The 19,336-nt window shown below is 57.6% G+C and carries 17 protein-coding genes, 6 tRNA genes and 3 pseudogenes; 8 read left to right on the top strand and 18 right to left on the bottom strand.

Annotated elements, in window-relative coordinates:
• Nucleotides 1-112: 112 nt before the first annotated feature.
• From CGZ77_RS12250 to dtd, 4 genes and pseudogenes are all read right to left on the bottom strand, one after another.
• Nucleotides 113-379 (bottom strand): annotated as a pseudogene (locus tag CGZ77_RS12250) (transposase); the annotation flags it as partial.
• Nucleotides 380-523: pseudogene (locus tag CGZ77_RS12245) on the bottom strand (IS1595 family transposase); the annotation flags it as partial.
• A gap of 269 nt (nucleotides 524-792) precedes the next feature.
• Nucleotides 793-1,968: an MFS transporter gene (locus CGZ77_RS04290; protein WP_009425881.1), complete on the bottom strand. Its 1,176-nt coding sequence runs from the start codon at nucleotides 1,966-1,968 to the stop codon at nucleotides 793-795.
• A 7-nt stretch (nucleotides 1,969-1,975) separates the two neighbouring features.
• The gene (gene dtd, locus CGZ77_RS04285; protein ID WP_009425880.1) at nucleotides 1,976-2,437 is read right to left on the bottom strand and encodes a D-aminoacyl-tRNA deacylase; all 462 of its coding nucleotides are present in this window, start codon (nucleotides 2,435-2,437) and stop codon (nucleotides 1,976-1,978) included.
• 388 nt (nucleotides 2,438-2,825) lie between these two features.
• On the opposite strand from dtd, the gene CGZ77_RS04280 reads away from it, so the two are divergent.
• Complete coding sequence (locus tag CGZ77_RS04280) at nucleotides 2,826-3,401, top strand: hypothetical protein (protein WP_009425878.1); 576 nt, start codon at nucleotides 2,826-2,828, stop codon at nucleotides 3,399-3,401.
• A gap of 710 nt (nucleotides 3,402-4,111) precedes the next feature.
• Here CGZ77_RS04280 and CGZ77_RS04275 read toward each other — a convergent pair.
• The 4 genes from CGZ77_RS04275 to folD form a co-directional block, all read right to left on the bottom strand.
• Nucleotides 4,112-4,873, bottom strand: coding sequence for a HesA/MoeB/ThiF family protein (locus CGZ77_RS04275; protein WP_009425875.1), 762 nt, complete (start codon nucleotides 4,871-4,873; stop codon nucleotides 4,112-4,114).
• 52 nt (nucleotides 4,874-4,925) lie between these two features.
• Nucleotides 4,926-5,273 (bottom strand): hypothetical protein, encoded by a 348-nt coding sequence (locus tag CGZ77_RS04270; protein WP_094030962.1) that lies wholly within the window; start codon nucleotides 5,271-5,273, stop codon nucleotides 4,926-4,928.
• Nucleotides 5,274-5,365: 92 nt separating this feature from the next.
• Complete coding sequence (locus CGZ77_RS04265) at nucleotides 5,366-5,662, bottom strand: hypothetical protein (protein ID WP_009425873.1); 297 nt, start codon at nucleotides 5,660-5,662, stop codon at nucleotides 5,366-5,368.
• Nucleotides 5,663-5,762: 100 nt separating this feature from the next.
• The gene (gene folD, locus CGZ77_RS04260; protein ID WP_009425872.1) at nucleotides 5,763-6,632 is read right to left on the bottom strand and encodes a bifunctional methylenetetrahydrofolate dehydrogenase/methenyltetrahydrofolate cyclohydrolase FolD; all 870 of its coding nucleotides are present in this window, start codon (nucleotides 6,630-6,632) and stop codon (nucleotides 5,763-5,765) included.
• 196 nt (nucleotides 6,633-6,828) lie between these two features.
• On the opposite strand from folD, the gene CGZ77_RS04255 reads away from it, so the two are divergent.
• The 7 genes from CGZ77_RS04255 to porB all read left to right on the top strand — a co-directional run bounded on the left by CGZ77_RS04255 (nucleotide 6,829) and on the right by porB (nucleotide 11,933).
• Nucleotides 6,829-6,906: transfer RNA gene (locus CGZ77_RS04255), tRNA-Pro, on the top strand.
• 36 nt (nucleotides 6,907-6,942) lie between these two features.
• A tRNA-Arg gene (locus CGZ77_RS04250) sits at nucleotides 6,943-7,019 on the top strand.
• A gap of 33 nt (nucleotides 7,020-7,052) precedes the next feature.
• A tRNA-His gene (locus CGZ77_RS04245) sits at nucleotides 7,053-7,128 on the top strand.
• Nucleotides 7,129-7,307: 179 nt separating this feature from the next.
• A complete protein-coding gene (locus CGZ77_RS04240; protein WP_036495909.1) occupies nucleotides 7,308-7,808 on the top strand; it encodes an adenylyltransferase/cytidyltransferase family protein in 501 nt (166 codons plus the stop codon).
• A 1-nt stretch (nucleotide 7,809) separates the two neighbouring features.
• Nucleotides 7,810-9,528, top strand: a complete 1,719-nt coding sequence (locus tag CGZ77_RS04235) for a bifunctional biotin--[acetyl-CoA-carboxylase] ligase/type III pantothenate kinase (protein ID WP_009425870.1) — start codon at nucleotides 7,810-7,812, stop codon at nucleotides 9,526-9,528.
• Nucleotides 9,525-10,427 (top strand): hypothetical protein, encoded by a 903-nt coding sequence (locus tag CGZ77_RS04230; protein ID WP_009425869.1) that lies wholly within the window; start codon nucleotides 9,525-9,527, stop codon nucleotides 10,425-10,427. The genes CGZ77_RS04235 and CGZ77_RS04230 overlap by 4 nt, the downstream gene beginning before the upstream one ends.
• Before the next feature lie 393 nt (nucleotides 10,428-10,820).
• Nucleotides 10,821-11,933 (top strand): trimeric porin PorB, encoded by a 1,113-nt coding sequence (porB, locus tag CGZ77_RS04225; protein WP_094030961.1) that lies wholly within the window; start codon nucleotides 10,821-10,823, stop codon nucleotides 11,931-11,933.
• Between the two features lie 115 nt (nucleotides 11,934-12,048).
• Here the strand turns inward: porB and CGZ77_RS04220 are convergent.
• From CGZ77_RS04220 to dprA, 10 genes and pseudogenes are all read right to left on the bottom strand, one after another.
• Nucleotides 12,049-12,282 (bottom strand): annotated as a pseudogene (locus CGZ77_RS04220) (transposase); the annotation flags it as partial.
• An 80-nt stretch (nucleotides 12,283-12,362) separates the two neighbouring features.
• Nucleotides 12,363-12,437, bottom strand: a tRNA-Thr gene (locus CGZ77_RS04215).
• Nucleotides 12,438-12,447: 10 nt separating this feature from the next.
• Nucleotides 12,448-12,521: transfer RNA gene (locus CGZ77_RS04210), tRNA-Gly, on the bottom strand.
• 40 nt (nucleotides 12,522-12,561) lie between these two features.
• Nucleotides 12,562-12,645 (bottom strand) — tRNA-Tyr (locus tag CGZ77_RS04205).
• A gap of 101 nt (nucleotides 12,646-12,746) precedes the next feature.
• Nucleotides 12,747-12,998: a YfhL family 4Fe-4S dicluster ferredoxin gene (locus tag CGZ77_RS04200; protein WP_009425409.1), complete on the bottom strand. Its 252-nt coding sequence runs from the start codon at nucleotides 12,996-12,998 to the stop codon at nucleotides 12,747-12,749.
• An 88-nt stretch (nucleotides 12,999-13,086) separates the two neighbouring features.
• The gene (gene rsmD / locus CGZ77_RS04195) at nucleotides 13,087-13,671 is read right to left on the bottom strand and encodes a 16S rRNA (guanine(966)-N(2))-methyltransferase RsmD (protein WP_009425408.1); all 585 of its coding nucleotides are present in this window, start codon (nucleotides 13,669-13,671) and stop codon (nucleotides 13,087-13,089) included.
• A complete protein-coding gene (locus CGZ77_RS04190; RefSeq protein WP_009425407.1) occupies nucleotides 13,668-14,615 on the bottom strand; it encodes a DUF4349 domain-containing protein in 948 nt (315 codons plus the stop codon). Before CGZ77_RS04190 ends, rsmD begins: the two co-directional genes overlap by 4 nt.
• Before the next feature lie 565 nt (nucleotides 14,616-15,180).
• Nucleotides 15,181-17,487 carry a type I DNA topoisomerase gene (gene topA / locus CGZ77_RS04185; protein WP_009425403.1) on the bottom strand — a complete coding sequence of 769 codons (2,307 nt, stop codon included), beginning with the start codon at nucleotides 17,485-17,487 and terminating at the stop codon, nucleotides 15,181-15,183.
• Between the two features lie 134 nt (nucleotides 17,488-17,621).
• On the bottom strand, nucleotides 17,622-18,077 hold the full coding sequence (locus tag CGZ77_RS04180) for a DUF494 family protein (RefSeq protein WP_009425402.1): 456 nt from the start codon (nucleotides 18,075-18,077) through the stop codon (nucleotides 17,622-17,624).
• Between the two features lie 48 nt (nucleotides 18,078-18,125).
• Nucleotides 18,126-19,313 carry a DNA-processing protein DprA gene (dprA, locus tag CGZ77_RS04175; protein WP_009425401.1) on the bottom strand — a complete coding sequence of 396 codons (1,188 nt, stop codon included), beginning with the start codon at nucleotides 19,311-19,313 and terminating at the stop codon, nucleotides 18,126-18,128.
• Between the last annotated feature and the right edge of the window lie 23 nt (nucleotides 19,314-19,336).

Genomic DNA, 19,336 nt, shown 5'->3' with positions numbered 1-19,336 from the left:
CGTTGGCCGCCTTTGCTGCTCTGATTGCATCCTTCGCCGCCGGTTTTTCCGCATGGTATGCCGCCGCCCTCTGGCTGACGGGCAGGCTGTTCTGCATCCTTTCTTTGTATAGTCAAACAAAACAAAAAATATCCAACAAAGCCTGCTCAAAAGACAAACAGCCGGACATCACTTTCCCCAGGTGCCGTTTGATATTCGCCCACACCTTTTCTATCGGGTTCAACTCAGGCGAATATGGCGGCAGCGGCAGAATGATGTGTCCCTCCCTCTGCGCCATTTCACGCAGTACCGTCATCCTGTGAAAACGGGCGTTATCCATAATAATGACCGAAGGCTCTTTAAGTTCCTTCAACAGAAACTGCCCAAACCACGCTTCAAACCGAATCTTGCGGTAAAACAGCACTGCCGAATTAGGGTGGATGCCCAATAAATCAGCAGCCGAACGGGCAGTAACTTCGAGTACAAAAAACTGAAGCAGTTTCTTTTGAATACTCTTTTTTAGTTTACAACGGGTTATCTTCATTTTTGCAGTCTGACATGACTGCTTATCTAGTACAGCCCCAATAAAAAAGATACAAGGCAGCAAGCCGTAGACAGTACAGGTAGTACGGGGCAGGTTTTCTTGGCATTTCCAATGCCGTAGAAAACCGCCCTCTTCGAGCTAAGGCGCAGCAACGCCGTAGATTTTTTATTTTGGCTCACTATAACGAAGTGAAACCGCAGCTGCGTCTTGCCCAAAAGGCCGTCTGAAAGCCCTTTCAGACGGCCTTTCCGTATCCCGTGTCCGCCTCCTCAGCGGATAATTTCCGGCTTGGCGGCAAACCATGCCAGCACGCACTCGAACACCATCAGCGCCGCCAGCAGCGACAGCGATGCCGACCACGAACCGAAGCGGTCGTAGAGCATGCCCATGCCCAGCGGGCCGGCGACGGCGATGGAGTAGCCCACCGTCTGCGCCATGCCCGAGAGCGCGGCGGTGGTGCGGCTGTCGGAGGCGCGCAGAGCGAACAGCATCAGGGCGGAAGAAAAGCTGCCCGACGCGCCTGCGCCAGCCAGCATTACCCACAGCCACGCGCTGCCCGCAGGCGCGAGCCACAAGCCCAGCACGCCGAACAGCATCAGCGAGGCCACCGCCAGATTGAAAAGCTGCCTGCGCCCGCTGCGGGCAAACCGTGCCGACACCGCCAGGCTGCCAGCCAGCGTGCCGACTTGGAACAGCGAAACATAATTGCCCGCCGCTGCCGCGTCCGCCCCTTTTTCCGCCAGCAGCGAGGGCAGAAAGTTCACCAGCGTGTAAAACAGCAGCGACTGCACGCCCATAAACGCGCTCAAACACCACGCGGCGGGCAGTTTCCACGCATTGAGGCCGTCTGAAACCGCCGTTTCAGACGGCCTTTGGGCACCCCGGCGGCAGAGCGGCAGCCAGGCGGCACACGCGGCCAGCGCGGCAAACAGCCACACCGCCAGCGACCACTGCCAGCCGAAACGCACCGCCAGTGGCACGGCGGCTGCGGCAGCCAGCGCCGACGACAGCGACATCCCCGCCGACAGCGTGCCCACCACCAGCCCGACGCGCGTCGGCAGATTGCGTTTGGCCAGCGCCGGCAGCAGCACATTGCCCATCGCCACCGCTGCCGCCAGCAGCAGCGTGCCGAGTGCCAGCAGCGTTTCAGACGGCCCCCACGAGCGCACCGCCATGCCCGCCGCCATCAGCGCCGCCGCCGCCGCCAGCACCCTCTCCGCGCCGAAACGGGCAGACAGGCGCACCGCCAGCGGCGAAAACAGCGCGAACGCCAGCATGGGCAACGCGGCCACCACGCCCATAAACGTGCCCGAGCTGCCCAAATCCGCCCGTATCATCCCCACCAGCGGGCCCAAAGCGGCCAGCGGCGCGCGCAGGTTGGCCGCCAGCAGCGCGACGGCAATCAGAAACAGCGCAAGCGGCGCGGTATCGCGTGCAGTCTTCATTTCGGTCTCAAAACAGTTTTTTCGAATCGAGCAGCAGCGTCACCGGCCCGTCGTTGCACAACGACACCTGCATATGCGTGCGGAAACGCCCCGTCTCCACGCGGATGCCCCGATCGCGCAGCATCTGCGCCGTCAAAAGATACAGCCGCTCCGCCTCGTCGGGCTTGGCGGCGGCGGAAAACGACGGCCGCCTGCCGCTGCGCGCGTCGCCGTGCAGCGTGAACTGCGATACCAAAAGCACCGCTCCGCCCGTTTCGCGCAGCGACAGATTCAGCTTGCCCGCTTCGTCTTCAAAAATACGCAGGCCGGCGGTTTTGTCGGCGATATAGCGGGCGTCGTCTTCGCCGTCGTCCTGCCCCACGCCCAGCAGCACCAAGAGGCCGTCTGAAATCTGCCCGACGGTTTCACAGCCGCCCCCGTGCACAATCCCGACTTCGGCACGGGTGACTTTTTGGATAACGGCACGCATGGTTTGTTCCTTTCGTGTAAATGTTTTCGTTAAGGATTGTATAGTGAGCCAAAATAAAAAATCTACGGCGTTGCTGCGCCTTAGCTCGAAGAGGGCGGTTTTCTACGGCATTGGAAATGCCAAGAAAACCTGCCCCGTACTACCTGTACTGTCTGCGGCTTGCTGCCTTGTATCTTTTTTATTTTGACTCACTATAACGCATCTGCCGCCGCAAGCCGAACGCGGGAAAAGCCGATAAGGCCGTCTGAACGCGGGAAACAGGCTTTCAGACGGCCTTATCTACCCGATTTGCGGGGCGGGCGGACAGGTTTTGTCTACGGTTGATATGTATTCCGCTTAAAACGGTTATATAATCCGCACGTTTTTTAACACATAGGAAACAGAAAACATGAAGAAATTGTCTTTGGCGGTATTGGGCGCGCTGTTGCTGGCGGCCTGCGGCGGCGGTCACGAGCAATATGAAGGCTATTGGAAACGGCAGGGCGACGGCGACAAGCGGCCGGACGTCGTGCAAATCGTGAAAGAAGACAGCAAAACCTATCTGCTCAAAGAAAACCTGCTGCCCAACCGCAAAGGCGAAGTGCACGAAAAAAGCCTCGTCCTCTCGCAGAAAGACGACGGCACGCTGGCCGTAGACACCGGCTTCGGCAGCATTCCGCTGATGCTGTCGGAAGACGGCAAAACCCTGCGTGCGGAACGCAGGGCATATGACAAAATCAGCTCCGGCGACTTCGACGGCATCCGGCAGCAAGTCGAGCAGGAAAACGCCGAATATGCGAAAAACGAACAGCTTTGCGAAGCGGCGAAAAAAGAATACCAGGCAGCGCGGGATGCCCATCCCCAGCCGCAGGTAGGCGGCGGCAAAGAGGTTTGGGAACGGTGGCGTGAAGAAGACAACGCCTTGAAAGAGAAATTTAAAGCCAAGCGCGACGCCATTGACCACTGCCATTTCCTGATTCTCTGACCCGTCTGCCGCCTTGGCAAACGCCCGCCCCGCGGGCATAACGGCATCCTTGCCGTTCAGACGGCCTTCGAGGCTTGGCAAAGATTCCCGGCCATATCGGATAAACCGCTGCCGTTTGCGGACGGCGGCGGTTTTTATGTACAGGCTGTCTGAAAGCGCAGCTTCAACGGAGTTATAGTGAGCCAAAATAGAAAAGATACAAGGCAGCAAGCCTCAGACATTATGGATAATACGGCAAGGCGCAGCAACGCCGTATATTTTTTATTTTGGCTCACTATAAAAAACGAAACGGGTTTTCAGACGGCCTTTCTATGGCTTGCAGGCTTCGCAACCCCGAATCCGCCCGAGCGGCGTCATTCCGCGCAGGCGGGAATCTTGGCGGAATCAAAACAATCTTGCGGTTCGGCAATTTCCGTATCGTCAAAAAGATGCCCGCCTGCGCGGGAATGACGGCGGCGGTGTCTTTATGCAGAGGCCGTCTGAAAGCCGTGTGTGGGCGTGTTGCACGGCAACGTACGCGTTCCATGCGATACCTTATGCCTTCTTTGCTTTCGTGCTGACAAAGGCCGCCTGAAAAGTTTTCAGACGGCCTTTTATTTGAATGCCGTAGGCGTGTGTCTGCGCGGCTGTCTGCCAAAAATCGCATGTGCCGCTTTGACGGTACCCCCTACCTTAGCGGCAGAGGCCGTCTGAAAGCGGATGCGGGGCGTTCAGACGGTCTTTTGTGATGTGCAGCCGCAGACGCGGCAATGAGGGTCTTTGGGGATGGCGAAGCTGTGCCATCGGCCGCCCAATGCGTTGTAGGTTTGCAGTGTTCCGTGGGCGGGCGTGCCGGTGCCCAGCAGGACGTTCAGCGCGGCGGCGGCCTGCATGGTGCCGATGATACCGACCAGCGGAGCGAACACGCCGAAGAGGGCGCAGGCGCCGTCGTCGGCGGTTTCGCCGTCGAAGAGGCAGGCGTAGCAGGGGCTGTCGGGCAGGTCGGGGCGGTAGACGGCGAGCTGGCCGTCGAAGCGCACGGCCGCGCCGGAGACGAGGGGTTTTTTGTGGTACACGCAGGCGCGGTTGACGGCTTGGCGGGTGGCGAAGTTGTCGCAGCAGTCGAGCACGATGTCGGCCTCTGCGGCATGTTGCGCCAAGCGTTCTGCGTCGAGAAAGTCGGGCAGGGCGCGGACGGTGCAGCGGCTGTTGATGCTTTTCAGTCGGTCTGCGAGGGCTTGGGCTTTGTTGCGGCCGATGTCGGCTTCGCCAAAGGCGGTTTGCCGTTGCAGGTTGGTTTCGTCGACGGTATCGCCGTCGGCGATGTTCAGACGGCCTATGCCCGCTGCGGCGAGATAGGGCAGGGCGGCTGCGCCGAGGCCGCCGCAGCCGATAACGAGGGCGGTGGCGGACAGGAGTTTTTCCTGTCCTTCAATGCCGATTTCGTCAAGCAGGATGTGGCGGCTGTAGCGCAGCAGGTCGCGGTCGTCCATGGCGGGGTTTCCTGTGTTGAGGCCGTCTGAAAGGCTTTCAGACGGCCTGTGTTTATTGTGCGGGCGCGGCGTTTTGCCATGCGTTGATTTGGTCGAACTGTGCGCGGCTGCACCGGATGTTGAAGAGCGGTTTGCCGCTGTCGGCGCGGGTGGCGGCGAGTTCTCCTGCCTGCCGGTCCAGTCGGACGCTGTGGCGCGGCAGGTTGGCCTTGCCTCCCTGTTTGCAGGCAATGATGTAGCTGATACGTTCCGCGCCCAGGCTGATGCTGCCGCAGTCGGGATTGGTTTCCGTGGCAAGGTTGGGCACCAGATTGCCGTTTTGCGCTTGGATGCGGACGACGTGGGGTACGGGGGCGCAGCCTGCCAAAGCCAGCAGGATGGGGATGAGGGAGAGTTTCATATTATTACCGTTTTGTGTTTCTGCTTCGCGGAAGACTGCAAAACCGCTTTCGGAGACGTCATTTCCGCACAGGCGGGAACGGCTTAAAGCAGTCAGGCCGCTTCAACGGTGCAGACGCCGATTTCGCGCCCGCCGTCCATAAAGGGGAAGGCGAAACCGGGTTGCAGCAGGTGGTGCGGCGCAGTTTCGACGAGGAAGAATACGCGGTCGGCGGCGAATGATTGGGTGTTCTGCTCGTATGGCGTGTGCCCTTCGTCAAACTCAAATACCACGCTCCATGCGTCTTTGCCGTCGAACGGGCGAAGCTGGGTGTAGAGGCGGGAAACATAGGGCAGCGGGCGGGTCGGGTCGTGCCAGCGGATACGGCAGGGCGGAAGGGCGGTTGGCATTTTCAGACGGCCTCTTTCATCGTTTTTTTGGCAAACAAAGTGTTCGGTTTGACGATGTGATTGCCCTGATTTAGATGGGTTTCATCGGCTGCTCCCCGAATCAGGCCGCGGTTCCGTTGCGGTCGTGCAGCTCGGCGGCCTGCAAGGTGTTTTCCAGCAGGGAGGCGATGGTCATCGGGCCGACGCCGCCGGGAACGGGCGTAATCATCGCGGCGCGTTCGGCCGCGGCGGCAAATTCCACGTCGCCGCACAGCGAGCCGTCGTCCAGGCGGTTGATGCCCACGTCGATCACCACCGCGCCGGGTTTGATCCACGCGCCTTTGACGAAGTTGGCAATGCCCACGCCGGCCACGACGATGTCGGCCTGCGCCACTTCGGCGGCGAGGTTTTGCGTTTTGCTGTGGCAGACGGTGACCGTGGCGCGGGCGAGCAGCAGTTCCAAAAGCTGCGGGCGGCCGACGATGTTGGACGCGCCGACGACCACGGCTTTTTTGCCTTCGGGATCGATGCCGTAGTGTGCCAGCAGCGTCATGACGCCTTTGGGGGTGCAGGGGCGCAGCAGCGGCATTTTCACCGCCAGCCGCCCGACGTTGTAGGGATGGAAGCCGTCGACGTCTTTGTGCGGCGCGATGCGTTCGAGCACGGCCTGGCTGTCGATTTGCTGCGGCAGCGGCAGCTGGACGAGGATGCCGTCCACGGCTTCGTCGGCATTGAGTTTGTCTACCAGGTTTAAAAGTTCGTCCTCTGCGGTATCGGCGGGCAGCTCATAAGAGAGCGATTCGAAACCGACTTTGGCGCAGGCGGTTTTTTTGTTGCGCACATACACTTGGCTGGCGGGGTCGGATCCGACCAAAACCACGGCCAGACAGGGCGCGCGCAGCCCTTTGTTTTTGCGTTCGCCAACCTTCTCCGCCAATGCGGACAGGCGTTGCTGCGATACGGCTTTGCCGTCGATAAGTTGTGCGGACATCGGAAAACCTTTCGTTTGTGCGGATGGGAAAGCGCGCATTATGTCATGTCGTGCCGCGCTTTTCACGCGCGGGAAAGGCCGTCTGAAAGAAAATAAATGCGTTGCGGAAATAAGGGCTAAACAGACCGTCTGAAAAAATCCGCCGCCTTTTGCTTGACGCTTTTTCAGACGGCTTGTATAGTGCGCGTCTTCTCGTCGGGGCGTAGCGCAGCCCGGTTAGCGCATCTGCTTTGGGAGCAGAGGGTCGTGAGTTCGAATCCCACCGCCCCGACCAGATACCCGACGGAAAACAAAGCCCGCAAAAGTTGATGCGCCCGTAGCTCAACCGGATAGAGCACCCGCCTTCTAAGCGGGCGGTTACAGGTTCGATTCCTGTCGGGCGCGCCAAAACGGCAGATTTTGAAATTAAAGTTTTTTGTGGTGGCTGTAGCTCAGTTGGTAGAGCCCCGGATTGTGATTCCGGTTGTCGTGGGTTCGAGCCCCATCAGCCACCCCAGCATACAAACCCGCTTCGTTTGCGAAGCGGGTTTTCTGTTTTCCGGCAATTCCGATGCGGGGGCCGTCTGAAAACTGTTGCACCGGCCGTGTGCGCCCGGGGTGGGTAAAGGCCGCTTCCGTTGCCGTAATCCCATGCTTTCGGTATGATTTGCGCTTTTCGCCCGCCCGAGTAAAAACATGGAAACTTGGCCGCTGCCCGCGTTTGAACAAAAAATCTGCCCGCCCGAAGAATTGGCGGTGCGGCTTGCCGAACTGCCGCGCCCGCTGGTGTTTACCAACGGCTGCTTCGACATCCTGCACCGCGGCCATGCAACCTATCTGGCGCAGGCGCGCGCAACCGGCGCGGCGATGGTGCTGGCCTTGAATACCGACGCTTCCGTGCGGCGGCAGGGAAAAGGCGACGACCGTCCGATTAACGGGTTAGCCGACCGCGCGGCCGTTGCGGCGGCTTTGGCCGATGTCGATTTGGTGACCTGGTTTGACGAGGATACGCCTGCGGAACTGATCGAGCAGATCAAGCCCGACATATTGGTTAAAGGCGGAGACTGGCCGGTGGAGAAAATCGTCGGCGCGGAACAAACGCTGGCGCGCGGCGGCAAAGTGTTTTCCATTCCCTTCCTGCACCAAACGTCTACCACGCAGACGCTGGCGAAAATCCGCCAAACGGAACGGAAATAACATGCAGGAAGCGCATTGGCGGCTGTTGGCCGCGCTCTCAGACGGCCTGCCGCAGCATATTTCCCAACTGGCGCGCCAAGTCGGAGAGAAGCCGCAGCAGCTCAACGGCCTGTGGCTGAAAATGCCCGGCCATATCCGCGGCCTGCTGCGCCAACACGACGGCTATTGGCGCCTTATCCGACCGCTGGCGGTTTTTTCTGCGGAAAGCCTTGCCGCTGCCGCGCCCGGTTTTTCCGTCGAACTGCTGCACAGGCATCCGTCCAGCAACGATGTCATTCTCGCGCAGGCCAAACAGAGTATCACCGCCGCCCACCGCCGCCTCTGTCTGGTGCACGAACAGACGCACGGGCGCGGCAGGCAGGGGCGCAACTGGCACAGCCGCATCGGCGAATGCCTGACATTCAGCTTCGGTTGGGTGTTCGATGTGCCGCAGGCGCAGCTGGGCGCCTTGTCGTTGGTGGTGGGGCTGGCCTGCCGCAACGCACTTGCCAAGCTGAATGTCGCCGCGCAGGTTAAATGGCCGAACGATTTGGTGGCGGGAGACGGCAAGCTCGGCGGCATTCTGATTGAAACCGTCCGCGCCGAAGGCAAAACGGCCGCCGTTATCGGCATCGGTTTGAATTTCGTCCTGCCCAAAGAGGTGGAGCACGCTGCCTCGGTGCAGGCCGTCTGTAAAACTGCGCCGCCCACCGCAGACATATTGTTGCGGACGCTGACGCAAGAGCTGGCCGATGTGCTGCCGCGCTTTGCCGAACACGGTTTCGCCCCTTTTCTTGCCGACTATTCGCAAGCCAACCGTGACCACGGGCAATACGTCCGCCTGCTGCTTGACGGGCAGGCTCTGGAAGAGGGTATCGTGGCAGGCGTTGCCGAACAGGGTGCGCTGCGCCTGCAAACGGCGGCGGGCGAAAAACAGATTGTCTGCGGCGAAATCAGCCTGCGCCGCCATCCCGTGCGTTTGGAGAATGCCCCGCGCCGCTATCTGCTGCTCGACGGCGGCAACAGCCGTCTGAAATGGGCATGGCTGGAAAACGGCAGACTCGGCGCCGTATCAAACGCGCCCTACCGCGATTTGAAACCGCTGGGCGATGCCTGGCGGCAGGGAGGTAGCGAAGATACCGTTATCGTCGGCAGCGCCGTATGCGGCGAAGAAAAGAAAAAACTGGTGGAAGAGCAGCTAGGCAAGCCGGTAAGCTGGCTGTCTTCGATGTCACAGGCGCTCGGCATCCGCAACCACTACCGCAATCCTGCGGAACACGGCGCCGACCGCTGGTTTAACACGCTCGGCAGCCGTATGTTCAGCACCAATGCCTGCGTGGTTGTCAGCTGTGGAACAGCCGTTACCATCGACGCCCTCACCGACGACAACCACTATCTCGGCGGCAGCATCATGCCCGGTTTCCATCTTATGAAAGAAGCGATGGCACAGAAAACCGCCAACCTCAACCGCCCTATCGGCCGCGCATACCCCTTCCCCACCACCACCCCTAACGCGCTAGCGGGCGGTATGATGGATGCCGTATGCGGCGCCATCATATTGATGCACGGCCGTCTGAAAGAAAAAGTGGGGCAGGAAAAACCTGTCGACATCGTCATTACGGGAGGCGGAGCGGCCAGAGTGGCACAAGCCATGCCGCAGGCCCTCGCTTCGGAAAACAATATCAAAGTCGTGGACAACCTCGTTATCTACGGACTGTCAAGCTGGGTAGGACAAGAATGAAATGGCTGTTTTTTGCGCTCGTCGCGCTCAACCTCATTGTATTCGGCGGAACAACGCTTCATAAAATTGCCGCCGAACAGGAAGCTGAAATGCTCGCGCGGCGCAAAGCCGCGGGAGAAAAACTGGCGCAGACCTCGGCTTCGCTGGCAGAGCCTATGGTCAAACCAAAAGGCGGCATAAGGCCGACTGAAAGTCCCGCATCCGCCCCCGCTTCGGGCGACTGGCTGCACGACAACGGCGGCGCACAAGACGTGTTCATCGAGCCCACCGACACGGAAGAAGACGTTGCCAAACGCATTTCCGAACGCGAGAGATGGCAGGAAGAAAACAAACTCCGTCTTGCCAGAGAAGAAGCCGAGCGCCGCAACCGGCAAAACAGAGGCTTTGCCGATAACGGCGGTTCTTACGGCGGCGAGCCGCCCGCCCCGCAGGCAGCAGGCGGCAGACAATGCACGGCCACAGCCAATGTCACCATGCCCGAAGACGACTACCACCGCATCAAAGGCCTGCTGGTAAAATGGCCGCACGCCGCCAACCGTACCGTCGAACGCCGCGAAGCGCCGAAAAGCAAAACCACCTATGCCGTGTGGACGCCGATACAGATTGACGCAGGCAGCCAAATGCAGGCATTGCAGGAAAAAGGCTTCAATACCGTTCTGATGGAAGGCGGAATCAGCGTCGGTATCCGCGCCGACCGTGCGCAGGCGCAGGCGTTGCTGTCCCGTTTGCAGGGCGCGGGTTTCAGCGGGCAGCTGCGCGAAATCAATTCCGCAGGCTCGGGCGGGCAGAGCGTGGCAAAAATGCAGGTGACGTTTATGACCGTCAACGATGCCGATGCAAAAGCCATCCAAAACATCGTCGGCAGCTATGGCAGACTAAGCCGCAATAAATGCCGCTGACCGTGCCGCTGCGGATAAAAGGCCGTCTGAAAATACCTTGTTTTTAAAATGAAGACAGGGTTTTCAGACGGCCTTTTAAGCAGCTTCGGCCTGCTTGATTGCGTTTGAAGTGTACAAAGGCAACAAATCGATAAAGCGCCTGCCGTTGTTCTGCTGCAAAACCGATAAACGGATAACAAAATGAAATTCCAGCAATAAATTAAAATCTGTTGGATAAATCCCACACTTTTTTGCCGCATCCGTCTGACAAAAAGGCAATAAAGTTTGTTTTTTTACAGCGGAGCATTTATATTAGCAGTCATGTAATCACCCGAGCGGGTGGTCGACGCAACAGCTTAATCGGAGTCATCCGGTTCTGCCTGATTTTCTTAAACATAGAAAAGGAATACAGCAATGAAAAAAACTCTGATTGCTCTGTCTTTGGCCGCTTTGTCTTCTGCTGCAATGGCAGACGTGACTTTGTACGGCACTATCAAAGCCGGTGTTGAGACTGCACGTGTAAAACAAACTACTAACGGTCAAACAACATACAAAGGCCATACCGAAACAGCTATTGCCGACTTCGGTTCCCGTATCGGCTTTAAAGGTCATGAAAACTTGGGTAACGGCCTGAATGCAATTTGGAAAGTTGAATCTAAAACTTCCGTAGCAGGTAATAACGCAGGCTGGGGTAACCGCCAAGCTTACATTGGTTTGGAAACTACCGCCGGTACTATTCGCGCTGGTAAAATCCCGACTCAACTGGACGATATGGACAAAGTTGACGCTTGGGAGTACTCCAACAGCGCTTTGGGTCTGGGTATGCTGACCCGTACTGGTCAGAAAATCGTTTCTGTCCGTTACGACAGCCCTGTTTTCGCAGGTTTCAGCGCAAACGTACAGTTCACTCCGCGTGATAACAAAGTAAACACTGTTCGTGGTACTGCTAACCCGACTTCCGGTCGTGATGCCTCTCCTGCAAAAGACAATGCCGCTTACTATGCTGGTTTGAACTATGAAAATGCTGGTTTCTTCGCCCAGTATGGTTTCGGTTACAAAAAATCTGCTTATGTAACTGCTAATAACCAAAGCAAATCCGGCCAGGCTCACCGTGTTGAAGCTGGCTACGATGCAAACAACCTGTTTGTCGGTGCTGCTTACCAATATACCAACGGCTGGGATAGCGTAAACAGCTATAAAGCTGCATTGGCAAGCAATGACAACTACGATGCTGATTCCGATAAAAGTGCTGGTTTGAAAACTCACGAAGTTGCGGTAACTGGTGCATACACCATGGGTAACGTTACTCCTCGTGTTTCCTACGCTCACGGTTTTAAAGCTAAAGGCAAAAACCTTTCCAACGCAGATAAAGCCCACACTGAGTACAACCAAGTTGTTTTGGGTGCTGACTACGACTTCTCCAAACGCACTACCGCTTTCGCGCAAGCAGGTTGGTTACGTGCCGGTAAAAAAGAAGACAGAACAGAAACAACTGGTGGTTTGGTTGGTTTGCGTCACAAATTCTAATCTAATGATTGGATAAAATTGAAGAGCCTGCGAAAGCAGGCTCTTTTATTGTCAAGGCCGTCTGAAAGCATGTGACCTTAGTAAATCGATTTTCAGACGGCCTGCCGATATATAGTCAAACAAAACAAAAAATATCCAACAAAGCCTGCTCAAAAGACAAACAGCCGGACATCACTTTCCCCAGATGCCGTTTGATATTCGCCCACACCTTTTCTATCGGGTTCAACTCAGGCGAATATGGCGGCAGCGGCAGAATGATGTGTCCCTCCCTCTGTGCCATTTCACGCAGTACCGCCATCCTGTGAAAACGGGCGTTATCCATAATAATGACCGAAGGCTCTTTAAGCTGCGTTCGAATTTTTCCTTTGCCATAGCAAATTTCCTATCTAAAGCTTACTAATAAAGAAAATGAGTTTAAGGGTAATTATTTGGTGCCCATGGGCAGATTTGAACTGCCGGCCTCTCCCTTACCAAGGGAGTGCTCTACCCCTGAGCTACATGGGCCAATAGATATTGGAGCGGGTGAAGGGAATCGAACCCTCACCGTAAGCTTGGAAGGCTTCTGCTCTACCATTGAGCTACACCCGCAGACTTACTGCCTGTAATCCAGCTCCAACAAATTGGAATTTGGTGGTGGGAGAAGGATTCGAACCTTCGAAGCTCTCGCAACAGATTTACAGTCTGCCCCCTTTGACCGCTCGGGAATCCCACCAAAGAGAAGCGGAATATTACTTACACCGCCCATCTTCGTCAAGAAAAATATTTAAAAATCCCTGCCAATCCGCATTAAGTTTATATTTATACTTGTTTTAATTATTTTTCTTCGATGATACGAATATACTTGGCATAAAGCTCGTCATGCGTTTCAGGATGTTCTTCATCTATCAGAATGCAGTCCACAGGGCAGACCTGCTGGCATTGTGGTTCGTCGTAGTGGCCGACGCACTGGGTGCAGAGATTCGGGTCGATTTCATAAATCTCTTCGCCCTGCGAGATGGCGTCGTTGGGGCACTCGGGCTCGCAAACGTCGCAATTGATGCACTCGTCTGTAATAAAGAGTGACATATCGGAATCCTTCTGAAATGTGTGTGTCTGAAATTTAGCGGGCGCGGATTATAGCACGCTTTTCGCTAGATGATTGTTTTTTATATATTTATGAATAATTATCATTAAATCGGGAGCTGCTCTGATACACGGCAAGCAGGTATTTGCTCTGCCCCGCCCGTCCCTCTCGGCGGACGTCGAGCCATTGCGGCAAATCGGGTATTTTTCCCGCTTCGATATAGACTTCGGCACCGGGTTTCAGACGGCCTGACAGCAATCCGAACAAATCGTCCCACCCCTGCCAGGAGAACGGCGGATCGAGAAACACGACATCAAATTGCACCGCTGCGCTTTGCAGATACGCAGCGGCATCTTGGCGGACGACGGATACGGCGGCATCCCAACCGAAAATTTCTGCCTGACGCACAAGATTCTGCGCAACCCTACGTTCAAATTCGACCATCACCACTTTTGCCGCCCCCCGCGAAGCGGCTTCAAAACCGAGCGCGCCGCTGCCCGCAAACAAATCCAGCACGGTTTTGCCTGTCAAATCCTGCCCCAACCAGTTGAACAGGCGTTCGCGCACGCTGTCGGGCGTGGGACGCAGGCCGTCTGAATCGGCGAAAGCGATTTTCCGACCACGATGTGTCCCGCCGACGATGCGCACCTGATTGTTGTGTTTGGCATTTTTCATTTTGTTTTCTTTTTCATCCGTTTGATTTTGCGCCAGCCGAACAGCGATGCGGCAGCCAATAAAACCAGAGGCCACAGGCCGAACAGGAACAGAACGCCGCGTAAAAAGCCCGCCCAGCCCTGTTTCAGCATCACGCCGACCGACTGCCAGAAGCCCGGCGCATACTGCCGCGCTTCGGCGTCGCTGTCAGGACGGGTGTAGCGGAACACGGCTTCGGGCTGCTCGAAGCGCAGGCGAACGGTGGCGAAATCCACTCTGTCCTGCCAGTATGCCCGCTGCAATTCGGCGTATTCCTGCTGCGCGCGGGCGTCGGACTGCCTGACCTGCACGTCGGCCGTGCCGCTTTTGTCGCTTTTTTCCGCCGAATCGGCGGTGTTCTGCAAACGCTCGGCCAACTCGCGCTGCCGTGCGGCTTCCAAAGCAGCGCGGCGCAAATCGAGAGCGACATCGGCCGCGCTGAAATTCTGTTCCTGCAAAAACACAATGTGTTTCTGCATATCGCGCAAAAAGTCTGCCGTTTTGTCTTTCGGCAGGCGCACGGTCATATCGCCCGCCTGCCCGTAGCGGCGGATAACCAGCAGCTGTCCGTCCTGCTGCGGATAGGTCTGTTCGTCGGACACCGAGGCGGAAATGCCGCTTTTTTCGATAAATCCGTCGTATTGCAGCGTGAGTTTTTCCACTTCCGCCACGGTCTGACGCGTGTTTTCGGTTTTAAACTCGATATCAGCTTCCACTACCAGTTGCCGCCCTTCCGCCTTTTGTGCCAGCACCATGTTGTCGGCGCGGACGGCGTTTTCCTGCTCGCGCTCGGGCGCAGCTTCGCTGTATTCCATCGCGGCGGCGGGGGCATAGGCGGCGGGGGCGCTTTCTTCCGCGTGTTGGCCGCAGGCCGCCAGCAGGACGAGTGTGACGGGCAAAAGCAGGATGGGTTTGGTTGTACGCATGATTTTCTCTCTGTGGTGTTCAGACGGCCTTATCGCGGATATCCGAAGGCCGTCTGAAAATATGGCGCGGAACGGAAACCGTCTCCGTTTTTCAGGCTTTCAGACGGCCTCTGTCGTTTTGTCTGCGGCGCATTATAGTGAAACAAAATAGGAAAGATACAAGGCAGCAAGCCGCAGACAGTACAAGTAGTACGGGGCAGGTTTTCTTGGCATTTCCAATACCGTAGAAAACCGCCCTCTTCGAGCTAAGGCGCAGCAACGCCGTAGATTTTCGTGTTGTTTCACTATATAGCCAATCCTGCGGTAAAGGCAGGCCGAGGCCGTCTGAAAACGGCCGGCCGCACTTTCAGACGGCCTTCCAATCGTGCCGCGCATGATATCCGTGCCGCAGACAATATAGTGAGCCAAAATAAAAAATATACGGCGTTGCTGCGCCTTGCCGTATTACCCATACTGTCTGCGGCTTGCTGCCTTGTATCTTTTCTATTTTGGCTCACTATAAAAGGCCGTCTGAAACCTGTTGCAGGGTTTCAGATGGCCTTTTTTATCCATTAAACCAAACACGCTATTCTTTGGGCGCAGGCGGTTCAATCTGCTCTTTCCAACCGCATTCTTTTTGCGGGCAGACTTTTTCCACGCCCCAGCGTTTGGTGGTTTTGATGGTTAAAATCGGCCAATGGCAGTTGGGGCATTCTTCGGAGAGCGGCGGGTTCCAGGTGGCGTAGTTGCAGTCGGGGTAGGTGCTGCAGCTGTAAAACAGTTTGCCGTAACGCGATTTGCGCTCGACCAGATGGCCTTTTTTGCATTGCGGGCATTCGACGCCGGTGTCTTTGGGTTTTTCCAGCGGTTCGATGTGTTTGCACTTGGGATAGTTGGCGCAGCCGATGAATTTGCTGCCGGTGCGGCTGTATTTGTACACCAGCCGTCCGCCGCATTTGGGGCACTCGCGCCCGTCGAGTTCGGCCTGTTCGGCTTCGGCTTTGGCGATGCGCTCGGCTGCCTCTTCGGCGGTTTCGTTGACGTTGCGGGTGTAGCTGCATTCGGGATAGCCGGCGCAGGCGACGAAACGACCCATTTTGCCGAACTTGATTTGCAGTTTGTGTTCGCCGCATTTAGGGCAGGTTTCGTCCAGCTCTTCGGTGGTGAATTTGGCGCGCTCGATGCCTTCTTTTTCGGCCACTTGTTTGTGGAAGGGCTTCCAGAATTTGTCCATCACGGGCACCCACTCGCGTTTGCCGCTGGCGATTTCGTCGAGCTGGTCTTCGAGTTTGGCGGTGAAGTGGTAATCGACGTATTGGGCGAAGTGGTCGGTCAGGAATTTGTTGACGATGTCACCGGTGTCGGTGGGCATGAAGCGTTTTTGCTCGAGGGTAACGTATTCGCGGTCTTTGAGCGTGGAAATAATGCTGGCGTAGGTCGAGGGGCGGCCGATGCCGTATTCTTCGAGGGCTTTGACCAGCGTGGCTTCGTTGTAGCGCGGCGGCGGAGTGGTGAAATGCTGTTCGCCGTAGAGTTTGTCAACCGGCAGTGTGTCGCCCTCGGCCATTTCGGGCAGTTTTTTGCTTTCTTCGCTCTCTTCGTCGTCGCTGCCTTCTTCATAGACGCTCAAGAAACCGGCGAAGGTCTGCACTTGGCCAGTTACGCGGAACACACCTTCGCCCACGGCGATGTCCACCGTGGTTTGGTCAAATTTGGCGGGCGTCATCTGGCAGGCGACGGTGCGCTGCCAAATCATTTGGTAGAGCTTGAACTGGTCGGCGGTGAGAAACGGTTTCACGCTTTCGGGCGTGCGGTAAACGGAAGTCGGGCGGATGGCTTCGTGGGCTTCCTGCGCGTTTTTCGATTTGGTTTTGTACTGCTTGGCCGCGCTTGGCAGGTATTCTTTGCCGATTTTGTTTTCGATGTAGTGGCGGATTTCGGTGAGCGCTTCGTCGGCAAGATTCACGCTGTCGGTACGCATATAAGTGATCAGACCGATTGCACCCTGCCCTACGTCGATGCCCTCGTAAAGCTGCTGGGCGGTGCGCATGGTGCGGTCGGTGGTCATGCCGAGCTTGCGTACTGCGTCCTGCTGCATGGTCGATGTAGTAAACGGCGCGGCCGGGTTGCGGCTGCGTTTTTTCTTTTCCACGGCGGAGACAACGGCTTCTCTGCCTTCGAGCGCGGCCAGCACTTCGGCCTGCGCGGTTTCAGACGGCATGTCGAACTGTTCGAGTTTTTTACCGTCGAACTGCACCAGCTTGGCGGTGAATTTGCTGCGGCTTTTGTGGCTGTCGAGGTGTACCGTCCAATACTCCTGCGCTTCAAAGGCGCGGATTTCGTTTTCGCGCTCGCAAATCAGACGCAGCGCGGGGCTTTGCACGCGGCCTGCGGAGAGGCCGCGACGGATTTTTTTCCACAACAGCGGCGAGAGGTTGAAGCCGACCAGATAATCGAGTGCGCGGCGAGCCTGCTGGGCATCGACGAGGTTGATTTCCAACTCGCGTGGGTGGGCGATGGCATCGAGCACGGCGTTTTTGGTGATTTCGTGAAACACCACGCGCTTGGGATGGATGTTTTTCAGACCGCGTTTGGATTTGAGGATTTCCTGCAAGTGCCATGAAATCGCTTCGCCTTCCCTATCCGGGTCGGTAGCCAGATAGATGTTTTCGGCTTCTTTGGCTTCGGCCACGATGGCATCGACGTGTTTGGCGTTGCGGGCGACCAGCTGGTATTTCATGGCGAAATGGTTGTCGGGATCGACCGCGCCGTTTTTCGGCACGAGATCGCGCACATGGCCGTAGGAGGCCAAAATTTCAAAATCGCCGCCGAGGTATTTTTTCAGGGTTTTGGCTTTGGACGGGGATTCGACGATTAAAAGGTTTTTTGCCATCGCTCTTCTCTGTGTCTGAATGGTTTTCGGGTGTTTCAGACGGCCTCATTAAGGGGGGATGAGGCCGTCTGAAAAGGTTTTCCTGCGTCTGCCGCCGCCTGTTTTCAGACGGCCTTGACTGATTGTCAACAGCCCTAGTGCATGGTCGCCTTGCCGTGCAGGGCGGCCATCAGTTCGTCGCCGATGAGCACGGGCAGCTCGGCTTTCTGCGCCCACAATACCAAAAGGCACACGACTTTGGCCGTGTCCGCCGTCACTTCTTCCGTCGGCATGAACATCAGGGCGTTGACGACAAACTCGCGCTGGCCAGTGCTCAGTGCGCCCGCCTGTTCGAGCTGGTGCAGCAGTCCGCGCACTTCGGGCGGCAGACGGTCGCATTCTTCCGGCCAGTAGACGCGCAGCGCGCCGCTGCCCTGCTCCGCCGCCTGCCATTGCGATTCTTCGTTCAACACGTCGATCAGCATCAGCGTTTTGTGGATGTCGTCTTCGCCGAAGCCCACTTCTTCCAGCAGGCTGCCCAAATCGCCGCCCGAGGGGCAGGCGTCGAAGTCTTGGAAATGTTCGATCAGAAAGGCGATGAGTTCCGCCATAGTGCTGTTTCCTCTTACTGTGATGCGGCCTCGCCGCGCCTGCGCTTTCTAGCGGATTCTCTGGTAGCGCCCGCCCGATGCCGCCGCCACGCGGCCTTCCAGTTCCATTTCGAGCAGCGCGGCGTAAATGTCGGCGGCAGACAGGCCGAGGCGCTCGGCCAAAGTGTCGGGGTGTATGGGGTCGTAGCCCATTTTATCAAGCAAGCTACCCGTGCCGCCGTCTGCCGTTTGCGCCTTTTCCTGCGTTTCAGACGGCCTCTGCCGCACTTGGGCAGAGGCCGTCTGAACTTGGCGCGGCGTGTCCTGCCGCGTTTCTCTATTTATAGAATATGATGAAGCCGCGCCGTTTGGCAACAGTTGCGGGCATTCGCTCAGAATGTCTTCCAGCGATTCGGTGAGTTTCGCGCCCTCTTTAATCAGCCTGTGGCAGCCCTTGCTGTGCGGGTTGTCGATCGAGCCGGGCACGGCCATCACTTCGCGTCCCATTTCCGCCGCCAGCCGCGCGGTGATGAGCGAGCCCGATTCCACAGCGGCTTCCACCACCAAAACGGCCTGCGCCAGCGCGGCGATGATGCGGTTGCGGCGCGGGAAGTTGCCCGCCAGCGGCCGCGTACCCAGCGGGAACTCGCTGACAATCAGACCGCGTTCGGCGATTTGGTAGGCAAGGTTTTTGTTCGACGGCGGATAGATGCGGTCTATGCCCGTGCCCCACACGGCCACCGTGCCGCCCGCGCCCTCGAGCGCGCCCAGATGGGCGGCGGTGTCGATGCCCGCCGCCATGCCGGAAACGGCGGCGATGCCCTGCTGCGACAGGGCGCGGCCGAAATCGCGGGCGATGCGTTCGGCCTGCGGCGTGGCGTGGCGGCTGCCGACCACGGCGACGGACGGGCGGTGCAGCAGCGCGGTATTGCCGCGTGCAAACAGCAAAGGCGGCGGCGTCATGCCCTCGCCGAGCATGGAGGGGAAGTCGCCGTCGCACAGCATCAGCAGGCGGCAGCCTTCGCCTTCTTCCCAGCGCAGGGCGGCTTCGGCGGCGCGTTCGGCCTCGCCGCGCCTGTTTGCCCAAGCCTCCCGCGCCTGTTTGCGGGCAAGCAGCGGCCGCACGGCATCCGCACCGGCCTGCCACGCAGCGGCGGCGCTGCCGAAGTGGCCGACCAGCTGCAAAAAGGTTTCCGCGCCGATATGGGGCATCAGGGCGAGTTTCAGCCAGGATTGGCGTTCGGCTGTTTGTTCCATATCCGTTTGCTCCTTTGTTTGGT

The organism is Neisseria sp. KEM232 (genome assembly GCF_002237445.1).
GTDB lineage: Bacteria > Pseudomonadota > Gammaproteobacteria > Burkholderiales > Neisseriaceae > Neisseria.
The sequence above is the reverse complement of the archived record's forward strand: the minus strand, read 5'-3'. Positions and strand labels throughout refer to the sequence as shown.

Bases quoted from the DNA above. Each gene is read 5' to 3' on its own strand.
- CGZ77_RS04240 (WP_036495909.1), top strand. From the start codon at position 7,308: ATGGAAACTTGGCCGCTGCCCGCGTTTGAACAAAAAATCTGCCCGCCC.
- CGZ77_RS04280 (WP_009425878.1), top strand. From the start codon at position 2,826: ATGAAGAAATTGTCTTTGGCGGTATTGGGCGCGCTGTTGCTGGCGGCC.
- CGZ77_RS04275 (WP_009425875.1), bottom strand. From the start codon at position 4,873: ATGGACGACCGCGACCTGCTGCGCTACAGCCGCCACATCCTGCTTGAC.
- CGZ77_RS04265 (WP_009425873.1), bottom strand. From the start codon at position 5,662: ATGCCAACCGCCCTTCCGCCCTGCCGTATCCGCTGGCACGACCCGACC.
- rsmD (WP_009425408.1), bottom strand. From the start codon at position 13,671: ATGAAAAATGCCAAACACAACAATCAGGTGCGCATCGTCGGCGGGACA.
- CGZ77_RS04200 (WP_009425409.1), bottom strand. From the start codon at position 12,998: ATGTCACTCTTTATTACAGACGAGTGCATCAATTGCGACGTTTGCGAG.
- folD (WP_009425872.1), bottom strand. From the start codon at position 6,632: ATGTCCGCACAACTTATCGACGGCAAAGCCGTATCGCAGCAACGCCTG.
- dprA (WP_009425401.1), bottom strand. From the start codon at position 19,313: ATGGAACAAACAGCCGAACGCCAATCCTGGCTGAAACTCGCCCTGATG.
- porB (WP_094030961.1), top strand. From the start codon at position 10,821: ATGAAAAAAACTCTGATTGCTCTGTCTTTGGCCGCTTTGTCTTCTGCT.
- CGZ77_RS04230 (WP_009425869.1), top strand. From the start codon at position 9,525: ATGAAATGGCTGTTTTTTGCGCTCGTCGCGCTCAACCTCATTGTATTC.
- CGZ77_RS04290 (WP_009425881.1), bottom strand. From the start codon at position 1,968: ATGAAGACTGCACGCGATACCGCGCCGCTTGCGCTGTTTCTGATTGCC.
- CGZ77_RS04270 (WP_094030962.1), bottom strand. From the start codon at position 5,273: ATGAAACTCTCCCTCATCCCCATCCTGCTGGCTTTGGCAGGCTGCGCC.
- CGZ77_RS04190 (WP_009425407.1), bottom strand. From the start codon at position 14,615: ATGCGTACAACCAAACCCATCCTGCTTTTGCCCGTCACACTCGTCCTG.
- CGZ77_RS04235 (WP_009425870.1), top strand. From the start codon at position 7,810: ATGCAGGAAGCGCATTGGCGGCTGTTGGCCGCGCTCTCAGACGGCCTG.
- dtd (WP_009425880.1), bottom strand. From the start codon at position 2,437: ATGCGTGCCGTTATCCAAAAAGTCACCCGTGCCGAAGTCGGGATTGTG.
- CGZ77_RS04180 (WP_009425402.1), bottom strand. From the start codon at position 18,077: ATGGCGGAACTCATCGCCTTTCTGATCGAACATTTCCAAGACTTCGAC.
- topA (WP_009425403.1), bottom strand. From the start codon at position 17,487: ATGGCAAAAAACCTTTTAATCGTCGAATCCCCGTCCAAAGCCAAAACC.